Origin of the sequence: Lentzea aerocolonigenes (assembly GCF_000974445.1) — a bacterium.
GTDB lineage: Bacteria > Actinomycetota > Actinomycetes > Mycobacteriales > Pseudonocardiaceae > Lentzea > Lentzea aerocolonigenes.
Genome location: NZ_BBOJ01000037.1, coordinates 64,123 through 71,864, shown reverse-complemented (window position 1 = coordinate 71,864; position 7,742 = coordinate 64,123). Strand labels below are relative to the sequence as shown.

9 protein-coding genes and 3 tRNA genes are annotated in these 7,742 nt (G+C 67.6%); 6 read left to right on the top strand and 6 right to left on the bottom strand.

All coding sequences use genetic code 11. The features are described 5' to 3' along the window. Nucleotides 1-697 (bottom strand): hypothetical protein (locus AOM45_RS46215; RefSeq protein ID WP_201780192.1); only part of this gene is annotated, 697 nt, incomplete at its 3' end. A 154-nt stretch (nt 698-851) separates the two neighbouring features. After that, nucleotides 852-1,961, bottom strand: coding sequence for a L,D-transpeptidase (locus tag AOM45_RS46210; protein WP_236704081.1), 1,110 nt, complete (start codon nt 1,959-1,961; stop codon nt 852-854). Nucleotides 1,962-2,320: 359 nt separating this feature from the next. Here AOM45_RS46210 and AOM45_RS46205 point away from each other — a divergent pair, with 359 nt between their 5' ends. Beyond that, nucleotides 2,321-2,524: a cold-shock protein gene (locus tag AOM45_RS46205; protein WP_030473173.1), complete on the top strand. Its 204-nt coding sequence runs from the start codon at nt 2,321-2,323 to the stop codon at nt 2,522-2,524. Nucleotides 2,525-2,611: 87 nt separating this feature from the next. On the opposite strand, the gene AOM45_RS46200 is transcribed toward AOM45_RS46205, so the two are convergent. The 4 genes from AOM45_RS46200 to AOM45_RS51580 all read right to left on the bottom strand — a co-directional run bounded on the left by AOM45_RS46200 (nt 2,612) and on the right by AOM45_RS51580 (nt 6,078). Continuing rightward, nucleotides 2,612-2,914, bottom strand: coding sequence for a hypothetical protein (locus AOM45_RS46200; protein WP_030473172.1), 303 nt, complete (start codon nt 2,912-2,914; stop codon nt 2,612-2,614). 550 nt (nt 2,915-3,464) lie between these two features. Next, complete coding sequence (locus AOM45_RS46195; protein WP_030473171.1) at nt 3,465-5,642, bottom strand: heavy metal translocating P-type ATPase; 2,178 nt, start codon at nt 5,640-5,642, stop codon at nt 3,465-3,467. After that, nucleotides 5,642-5,848: a heavy-metal-associated domain-containing protein gene (locus AOM45_RS46190; RefSeq protein ID WP_030473170.1), complete on the bottom strand. Its 207-nt coding sequence runs from the start codon at nt 5,846-5,848 to the stop codon at nt 5,642-5,644. Before AOM45_RS46190 ends, AOM45_RS46195 begins: the two co-directional genes overlap by 1 nt. 56 nt (nt 5,849-5,904) lie before the next feature. Continuing rightward, the gene (locus AOM45_RS51580) at nt 5,905-6,078 is read right to left on the bottom strand and encodes a hypothetical protein (RefSeq protein ID WP_156249779.1); all 174 of its coding nucleotides are present in this window, start codon (nt 6,076-6,078) and stop codon (nt 5,905-5,907) included. A gap of 240 nt (nt 6,079-6,318) precedes the next feature. Between AOM45_RS51580 and AOM45_RS46185 the strand changes: the two genes are divergently transcribed. The 5 genes from AOM45_RS46185 to AOM45_RS46165 all read left to right on the top strand — a co-directional run bounded on the left by AOM45_RS46185 (nt 6,319) and on the right by AOM45_RS46165 (nt 7,727). Continuing rightward, the gene (locus tag AOM45_RS46185) at nt 6,319-6,564 is read left to right on the top strand and encodes a hypothetical protein (RefSeq protein ID WP_030473169.1); all 246 of its coding nucleotides are present in this window, start codon (nt 6,319-6,321) and stop codon (nt 6,562-6,564) included. A gap of 126 nt (nt 6,565-6,690) precedes the next feature. Beyond that, a complete protein-coding gene (locus tag AOM45_RS46180) occupies nt 6,691-7,329 on the top strand; it encodes a ScbR family autoregulator-binding transcription factor (RefSeq protein ID WP_051784679.1) in 639 nt (212 codons plus the stop codon). A 130-nt stretch (nt 7,330-7,459) separates the two neighbouring features. Beyond that, a tRNA-Glu gene (locus AOM45_RS46175) sits at nt 7,460-7,532 on the top strand. Between the two features lie 33 nt (nt 7,533-7,565). Next, nucleotides 7,566-7,639: transfer RNA gene (locus AOM45_RS46170), tRNA-Asp, on the top strand. A gap of 14 nt (nt 7,640-7,653) precedes the next feature. Next, nucleotides 7,654-7,727, top strand: a tRNA-Phe gene (locus AOM45_RS46165). The last annotated feature ends 15 nt before the right edge of the window (nt 7,728-7,742 follow it).

Sequence of the window (7,742 nt, the reverse complement as noted above, 5' to 3'; positions counted from 1 at the left end):
ACGGGTGCGGCAACCGCGCCAGCCACTTGCGCAGCAGCGCGTCGATGCGTTCCGGCCCGAGCTGGTCACAGATCACCTGTAACGCGGCCGGGTCGTCGGTGGCGGCGAAGCCGTTGTCCAGCGCGGTGAACCCGATCCCGGCATGGGCGGCCTGCCGCTGGGCCCATTCGTGGCCGTTGAGACAGAGTTTGGCGTTGTAGGGGAAGTAGGAGCTGAACTTGAGGAAGAACGGGCCGAAGTCGGCGTCCACGCAGTAGAAGTACCAGTGGTTGACCATCGCGGTGGTGCGCACGATCCACGGATACGACGCGCCCTCGCTGTCACGGCGTTTCTCGGTGCGGAACACCCCGGTCTTCTCCTGGGCCCGACCGATGAACAGCACCCCCTCCTCACCCTCGAATCGGGCCAGGTACTCGTGCATCACGTCGTCTTTGCGCTGCCCTTTGACGAAGTCGACCACCGCAACGCCGTGCCGGCGGGCGAAGTCGTGGATCGCGGTGGTGAACGCGTCGCTGATCCGGCCCAGTGGCACGGTAGAAGCGACGGGCAAGCCCAGCTGGTGGTGCACATAGCCGACCAACGCCCGCGGATGCTGCAGCTGCGGCACGTAGACATTGAGGTAGAGCCGGTCGATGCACTCCAGCTCGAAGACCACGTGCTCGGACAGGACATCGGCCACGGTGCGCGGTAACGTCATGACGGGCTCCGGTCGGACAGGCCACACGGCCAACCACCGCCCACGGGACGGTTCATACCGGGACACAGCGTGTCACCGCTTCGCTCCGACCGAAGCCCCTCTCACCCGACAAGACCACCACCCACATGCCTCGTCGGGCTGGGGTGAAACCCCGTTAGTTCTTGACCGCGGACTTGGCGGTCCAGGCCGCCCAGTCGAGCGCCCAGTCGTAGTAGTCGAAGTCCGCCGGACCGAGCTGCACCGACGAGTTCAGCACCTCGACCGGGTCGCCGATCATCGTCAGGTCGAAGAACGTCTTCGCGTTGGCGGGCGAGAGGTTCGCACAGCCGTGCGAGACGTTCCTCTTGCCCTGGTCGGCCATCGAATTCGCATACTCGTGGACGAACTCGCCGTTGTTCGAGATCAGCACGGCCCACGTGACCGGGACGTTGCAGTAGTTGTACGCCTTGTTGCACATGGTGCGGCTGGCTTCCTTCTGCATCACCACGTGCGTGCCGGAACGGGTGACGCGGCCCCGGTCGCTCTCCAGCCCGTAGGACGCCGGGAAGTCGTACAGCTGCACGCCATCGCGGAAGATGACGAACCTGTGCGTCTGCGTGTCCGCCTTCACGACCAACGCCCGGTCGGCGATCTTGAACTGCACGTGCACGTCCTCGGCGCCGTACGCGCCACCCCCGAACGGCACGCCGTAGACGTCGACGTTGACCGAGACCTCGGTGTTCGGCTTCCAGTACTCGCGCGGCCGCCAGTGCGCCTCGGTCTCGGACAGCCACGCCCACGCGCCCTCGGTCGGCACGGAGGTCGTGACGGTCATGGCCTTCTGCACCGCGGCCTTGTCCTGCACCGGCGAACTGAAGGTCACCTTGATCGGCATCGCGACGCCGTAGGTCTCGCGGTCGCCGACGTTGGTCGACGCGTTGACGAGCCGTCCCGGCTTGACCGTGCGGAACGACCCGGTGACCGGAACCTCGGCACCGTCCTCGCCCTTAGCCGAACCGGACCACGTGTAGGCCTTGTCGTAGCCCAGATCCTCGGTGGCGACCCACTTGTCGGCCGCCAGCTCGCCCTTGACCACCTTGCCGTCGGCCCCCGTGAGCGCCACGGCGGTCAGCGCACCGCCGGTCACCCCGACCTGGAACGGCCCGGACGGGTTGATCCCCTCACCCGACGCCGGCGTCACGGTGAGTGCTGCCTTCGCCTTGTTCTCCACGACCGGTGCGGCGGGCGACGTCGGTGCGTCAGGCGCGGCGCTGCACGCGGTCAATCCCAGTAGTACTGCCAAAATCAGTGGCCGGAACACGTGCTCCCCCAAGATCCCCAGGTTCAATGCTGGAGAAGACGCACGGGGGTGTGGGCACGTTGCATGGGAAATTGCGATCACCCACCCGGACCAGCGGGTTTACCCCTATTGAGGCACAGAACTGGCCGGTAATGACCTGTAGTGCTATGACGCATCACACGTTAGGCTGACCCGCGCAGGCCGTGGTTTCTGTGTTCGTGCTTCACACGCTCGCGGAACGACACGCGGGCGTGATGCGCGCTCTCACGAGCTCACTGACCGCCCCCGGGACGGCCGGGGTTGCACGGTGCAGCCCCAAGCTTTCCTGCGATGGAGGCAGGTACATGGCACAGGGCACTGTCAAGTGGTTCAACTCCGAGAAGGGCTTCGGCTTCATCGCCCAGGACAACGGCGGCGCAGACGTCTTCGTCCACTACTCGGAGATCCAGGGTCAGGGCTTCCGCACCCTGGAGGAGAACCAGCGCGTGGAGTTCGAGGTCGGCCAGGGCACCAAGGGCCCGCAGGCTCAGAACGTCCGCGCGATCTGATTTCTTTGTATCGCCGCAATTGAGTCGTAAGTGAGAAGGACCCTCTGCCGGGCTCGGCAGAGGGTCCTTCTTCGTTCAGTGGCTGGGCTAGTGGCCGCGCTGACGCGCTTCCCACTCCAGTCGCTGCATGACCCATTCCGTGGCAAGAGCCTGCGGAGAGGTCTGGCGCTCTGCGGCGAGTTCCTTGAGCTGTTCGTTCGCCATCAGCTGCAGCCGCAGCTGGTACACCTGCGCGTTGCCGAAGCCCGACGCGGTGGTCTCGTTGTCCGCGTCCGGGGCCAGGGCGGCCAGGTAGGAGGTCAGCTCCTCGTCGGGCAACGTCTCCTGCTGCGGTTCGTCCGCAGGGCGGTGACGGCCGGACTTGGAGCGTCCGAGGGATCCGATAGGCACCGGAACACGATAACGGCTCGGTCACGGAAGCCAAACACCTGTGAGCTGAGTCACCCCATGGTGTGGATGGGACACACCGAGAGTGGGTGTCGCCGGCCCGCTTGAGAGTACGCGGGGAGCTTTCGTACTCCAGGAGCGCACGAGAGGGCCCCGCGTGAGCAAAGCAGACAGGGGCGGCGCGAAGGAGGGAGGCGGCGCGTGGGAGAGGGTCGAGGCGGAGAGGCGCGGAGAAGGGGGCTCGCACAACGCGAAAAACGCCAGCATCGCGGGCGACCTACGCACACAACGCCAGCAATGCGGGCGACCGATGGGGGTCCGGGGGCTTGCCTCCGGCGTGGGGTCTGGGGGCTCGGCCCCCAGAAGACACTCCGAATCCCGCACGGCGGCGAGGCGCCAGCCGAGCAGCCTGCGGAAAGGGAGAGGCCCCCGCGCCAGGGGGAGGAACGCGGGGGCCGGAGGGGATCTCCACAGGCGCTGACCGGGGGTGTGTCAGCTACTTCGGATTGTTGCACGCGCACAAGCCCGTTGGGGAGACTTCGCACCGAGATTCTTAAGTTGCCGATGGACGGAATCCCCGCAGTCGCAAGCTGTTGGTAACAACGAAGACGCTGCTGAAGGCCATCGCGGCCCCCGCGATCATCGGGTTGAGCAGTCCCAGCGCCGCGAGTGGAAGTCCAGCGACGTTGTAGGCGAACGCCCAGAACAGGTTGCCCTTGATCGTGCTCAAAGTCTTGCGGGACAACCGAATGGCGTCGGCTGCCACGCGCAGGTCGCCGCGCACCAGCGTCAGGTCGCTCGCCTCGATCGCGACGTCGGTGCCGGTTCCCATGGCCAGCCCCAGATCCGCAGCCGCGAGTGCCGGCGCGTCGTTCACGCCGTCGCCGACCATCGCCACAACTCGGCCCTGTGCCTGGAGATTCCGCACGGCTTCGACTTTGCCGGCGGGCAGCACGTCGGCGATGACCTCGTCGATGCCGACCTCGGCGGCGACACGAGCGGCCACGTCGGCGTTGTCGCCGGTCAGCAGCACCGGGTGCAGGCCGAGCGCGCGCAACGAGCGGATCGCTTGTGCGGACGTGGGTTTCACTACGTCCGAAACGACGACGAGTCCGACAACCTTGTCATCAAAGGAAACCGCGACGGCTGTTCGAGCTGGGTGTGCAACCAGGGCCTCAGTCAACTCCGGCGGCAGTGAGACGTTGCGCCCGACGGCGACACGGCGGCCTTCCACGACGCCGCTGACGCCGATGCCGTCCGTGGAAACGAAGTCCGAGACGGGCAGCACGTCGGGGACCTCGCGGACGATCGCCGCCGCGATGGGGTGCTCCGACGCGTTCTCGACGGCCGCCGCGAACCGCAGCACCTCGTCCCGTGTCACGCCGTCCGCGGGAACCACGTCGACCAGCGTCAGCCGCCCCGTCGTGACCGTGCCGGTCTTGTCGAGCACGACCGTGTCCACGCGCCGCGTCGACTCCAGCACCTCGGGGCCCTTCACCAGGATCCCGAGCTGGGCGCCGCGCCCGGTGCCCACGAGCAACGCCGTCGGTGTCGCCAGCCCCAGCGCGCACGGGCACGCGATCACGAGCACCGCCACCGCCGTCGTCACGGCGAACTCGAGCGGTCGCCCGGCCAGCAGCCACGCGCCGAACGACGCCAGCGCGATCAGCACGACGACGGGGACGAACACGCCGGAAACCCGGTCGGCCAGGCGCTGCACCTCCGCCTTGCCGGTCTGCGCCTGCTCGACGAGCCGGGCCATGTGAGCGAGCTGAGTGTCCGCGCCGACGGAGGTGGCCTCGACGACCAGCCGTCCGCCCGCGTTGACCGTGCCGCCGACGACCGGATCGCCCTGGCCGACCTCGACCGGGACGGATTCGCCGGTGACCATCGAGCGGTCCACGGCGGAGCTTCCCTCGACCACTAGGCCATCGGTGGCGATGCGCTCACCCGGACGGACCACGAACCGTTCGCCGGTCCGCAGGTGACCGACCGGCACGCGGATCTCCACGCCGTCGCGCAGCACCGCCACGTCCTTGGCGCCCAACGCGAGCAGCGACCGCAGGGCCGCACCCGCGCTGCGCTTGGACCTGGCCTCCAGCCAACGGCCGAGCAGCAGGAACACGGTCACGCCGACCGCTACTTCCAGGTAGATGTCCCCCGAGCCCACCGGCCGCGGCAGCAGGCTGAACTCGTGCCGCATGCCGATCATCCCGGCATCGCCGAACACCAGCGCGAAGAGCGACCACAGGTACGAGACCGTGACGCCCATCGACACCAGGGTGTCCATGGTGCTGGCGCCGTGCCGTGCGTTCACCAGAGCCGCACGGTGGAACGGCCAGCCGCACACCCACACGACCACGCTCGCCAGCGCCAGCGACACCCACTGCCAGACGGGGAACTGCCACGCCGGGACCATCGAGAACGCGATCACCGGCACGCCGAGCGCCGCGGCGAGGACGAACCTCAGCCGCAGATCACCGGCCTCGTCGACGTCGGGTGCCTCGGGTGTGGGCTGCTCGGCGTCGTACCCCGCCGCGCGCACGGTCGACACCAGGTCGTCCACGCGCAGGTTGTCCGGGAACTGGACGCTGGCCTTCTCGGTCGCGTAGTTCACGGTGGCGGAGACGCCGTCGAGCTTGTTCAGCTTGCGCTCGATGCGCCTCGCACAGGAGGCGCACGTCATGCCGCTGATGGCGAGCTCGACGTGACGAGGCTCGGTCGTGGTCATCAGGCGACCTGGTACCCGGCCTCGGTGACGGCCGCGACGACCTCGGCGCGGTCGAGCTCGCGGTCGCTGGTCACGGTCACCGCACCGGTCTCCAGGACGACGTCGACGCCCGTGACGCCGGCGACCTCGCCCAGCTCCTCCTTGACGGAGCTGACGCAGTGGCCGCAGGTCATGCCGGTGACGGTGTAGGTGGTGCTGACGGACATCGGAGTCCCTTTCTTTCCGCGGGACTCCGATCTTATACCCCCCTGGGGTAAGGGATCTACTGAGGACTGTCGGGTTTCGGCTGGTCCAGGTTCTGGATGTCCTTCTCGATCTTGTTGACCAGGTCGTCGAGCCCCTCGAGCATCTTGTCGAGCTCGGCCATCCGGGAGCCGAACGCGGACTCGATGTCGGCGTCGATGGTCTCCAGGTTGATCCCGCTGATCGCCTTCAAGATCTCCTGAGGGTCGACCGCGGGCGGTATCTGAGACGCGTTTTGGCCCTCTGCATCGGGGGAAGGCTCCGGCGTGGGGTCAGTCATCGGTCCATCATCCCCTGACGGGATCCCACGAGGCATGCACTGCACCTGTACGGAAAGTAACGCTGGGTGGCGGTGGAATCACTCTGCGGGGGGCTGCGGCCGTTGTCCCAGGTCGCTTAGCCTCGCGCCAACCTCAAGTCGGGGAGGGCACTCATGAGCGGGTCACTGGAAGTGCGGAAGTTCCTGTTCACACAGGACGACGGCATGTCGCGGCAGGGCGGGCCGAGCGTGCCGGCCCAGCGGAGCGGGGAACCCTCGCGGATCTCGGACGACCAGGTCCACCGGGCGAGGCTCGCCGTCGCACGGAGCGCCCTGGGCACCGAGGACTGCAGGATGCTGCTCGACATGCTCGGCCTGTCACCGGGCGAGGACGGTGGAGCGCCGCCGGTGCAGCGGTGACGTGATGGGCACACGGATACGGCCCTGACTCCAGACGCGCACCCCCCGGAGCGCGTCTGCAGGGCAGGGCCGCATCTCGAAACATACCGACCGGTCTCTTTAGCGGCAACGGCTAACCTTGACACCATGCCCCAGCAGGATCGGGCGTATGCGACACGCGAGGCGATACTCCACGCCGCGGCGGAGGAGTTCGACCGGCTCGGCTACGACCGCACGTCGCTGACCGCCGTGCTCGCACGCGCCGGGCTGACCAAGGGTGCCTTCTACTTCCACTTCCCCTCCAAGGAAGCGGTCGCGGGCGCGTTGATCGAGCGGCAGAGCGAGCTGTGGGAGCAGGTGCGGGAGTCGTGGCGGGCGCGCGGTGTCGACCCGCTCAGCGCCCTGTACGGCATGTTCGCCGAGTCGGCGGACCGGATGGCGAGCGACGTCGTGCTGCGTGCCGGCGTGCGGCTGAACGCCGATCGCGAGGTCGGTTATCCGGGCGTCCCGAGCACGCACGTCATGTGGGAGAAGCTGATCGCCGCCTACGTGGCGGAGGCCGGCGAGCGCGGAGACCTGCGTCCCGGCATTGATCCGGACGCGGTGGCGCGGACGTTGTGCGGGGCCGCTCTCGGCGCCCGGCTGATCTCCTCGGCGACGACGGCGTGCGCCGACTTCCCCGACCGGATCCGCGAGGTGCTCGGGCACGTGCTGCCCTGCGTCGCGGCATCCGGGTGGAAGTTGTCTGGATCACAAAACGAGCCAGAACGGGCTGACTGGCCGTGAGCAGGCATTTGTTGATCGGGGCGATCTCGCCGTGAGGCCGGTTTGAGCAGGTCAAGGCATAAGTGGGACCCCCGTTTTGGAGGTGCGCGCACCTGTGTCATATGCTTACGATGCTTCCAGAGACCAGCTAGTCCCCATCATCTAGCGGCCTAGGATCCCGCCCTTTCAAGGCGGTCGCGCGGGTTCGAATCCCGTTGGGGGCACGCAGTACAGTACGGTAAGATCTGCAAGAGCAAGGCCCAGTGGCGCAGTTGGTTAGCGCGTCGCCCTGTCACGGCGAAGGTCGCGGGTTCGAGTCCCGTCTGGGTCGCTTTCTTGTTTCATGGCCAGGTAGCTCAGTTGGTACGAGCGACCGCCTGAAAAGCGGTAGGTCGGCGGTTCGACCCCGCCCCTGGCCATCCTTCTTCGAAAGA

Bases quoted from the DNA above. Each gene is read 5' to 3' on its own strand.
- AOM45_RS46205 (WP_030473173.1), top strand. From the start codon at position 2,321: ATGGCACAGGGCACTGTCAAGTGGTTCAACTCCGAGAAGGGCTTCGGC.
- AOM45_RS46180 (WP_051784679.1), top strand. From the start codon at position 6,691: ATGCCCCAGCAGGATCGGGCGTATGCGACACGCGAGGCGATACTCCAC.
- AOM45_RS46185 (WP_030473169.1), top strand. From the start codon at position 6,319: ATGAGCGGGTCACTGGAAGTGCGGAAGTTCCTGTTCACACAGGACGAC.
- AOM45_RS46190 (WP_030473170.1), bottom strand. From the start codon at position 5,848: ATGTCCGTCAGCACCACCTACACCGTCACCGGCATGACCTGCGGCCAC.
- AOM45_RS46195 (WP_030473171.1), bottom strand. From the start codon at position 5,642: ATGACCACGACCGAGCCTCGTCACGTCGAGCTCGCCATCAGCGGCATG.